This window comes from Cellulomonas phragmiteti, assembly GCF_016862775.1.
GTDB classification, from domain to species: Bacteria; Actinomycetota; Actinomycetes; order Actinomycetales; family Cellulomonadaceae; genus Cellulomonas; species Cellulomonas phragmiteti.
Window position 1 is genome coordinate 1 of sequence record NZ_BONP01000063.1, and the last position, 1001, is coordinate 1001.

Genomic DNA, 1001 nt, shown 5'->3' on the forward strand with positions numbered 1-1001 from the left:
CGGCTAGGGCGTGTCTCCTATATCCGTGACCAGGTGATGCAGGCGGCCAGGACGACGGCGGCGCGGTAGGTGATGGCGAGCTTGTCGTAGCGGGTGGCGATGGCGCGCCACTGCTTGGCCAGGGCGAAGGCTCGTTCGACGACGTTGCGGTTCTTGTAGACCTCGGCGTCCAGGTGCGGGGCCCGGCCACCGAGGCGGCCTCGGCGTTTGCGGGCGGCGATCTCGTCGCGCTTCTGGGGGATGACGGCCTTGATGCCGCGCCGAGCCAGCATGCGCCGGGTCACTCCCGAGGAGTACGCGCGGTCGGCGATGACCGCGACGGGGCGGGTGCGTGGGCGCCCTGCGCCGGCGCGGGGGACGCGGATGTCGGCCAGGACCGCGGCCAGGACCGCGCCGTCGTTGCGTTGCCCACCGGTCACGACCACTGCCAGTGGTCGACCGTTGCCGTCCACCGCGGCGTGGATCTTGGTGGTCAGCCCGCCGCGGGACCTGCCGATGCCGTGACCTGCAGGTTCACGCGCCCCACCCAGCGCGCTGTGGACGAACCCGTCAACGGCGGGCGTGTGATTCGACGTTGCCCCCTGTGTCCTGCTCGGGGCGCGTGGTGTTCGTGGCGTGCTGGTGGGCCCGGTTGATCGTCGCGTCCACCGAGACCGTCCAGTCGATCTTGCCCGCCGCGTCGGCCTGAGCCAGCAGACCGGCCAGCACCCGGTCCCACGTGCCGTCGGCCGCGTAGCGGCGGTGCCGCTTCCAGATCGTCTGCCAGGGCCCGAAGTGCTCACGCGGAACATCGCGCCACGCCACCCCGGTCCGATACCGGTAGGCGATCCCCTCGACGACCCGCCGGTCATCACCGAAGGGATGCCCACGACGCCCCGCGTTCGACGGCAGCAGCGGCTCGATCCGAGCCCACTGCTCATCCGACAAGACTTCGAACCTCGACGACGTCACCCGTGGATCATCCCGCAGCCTCAGCGGCTATATGGGAGACACGCCCTAGC

The 1001-nt window shown here is 70.9% G+C and carries 1 protein-coding gene; it reads right to left on the minus strand.

The window, feature by feature from the left end; genetic code table 11:
- Positions 1-17: 17 nt before the first annotated feature.
- Positions 18-951, minus strand: a protein-coding gene (locus Cph01nite_RS18925) for an IS5 family transposase (RefSeq protein ID WP_203676604.1) whose coding sequence is annotated in 2 segments (ribosomal slippage) — positions 18-581 and positions 583-951 — 933 coding nt in all. Because the reading frame shifts where the segments join, the coding sequence is not laid out codon by codon here.
- Between the last annotated feature and the right edge of the window lie 50 nt (positions 952-1001).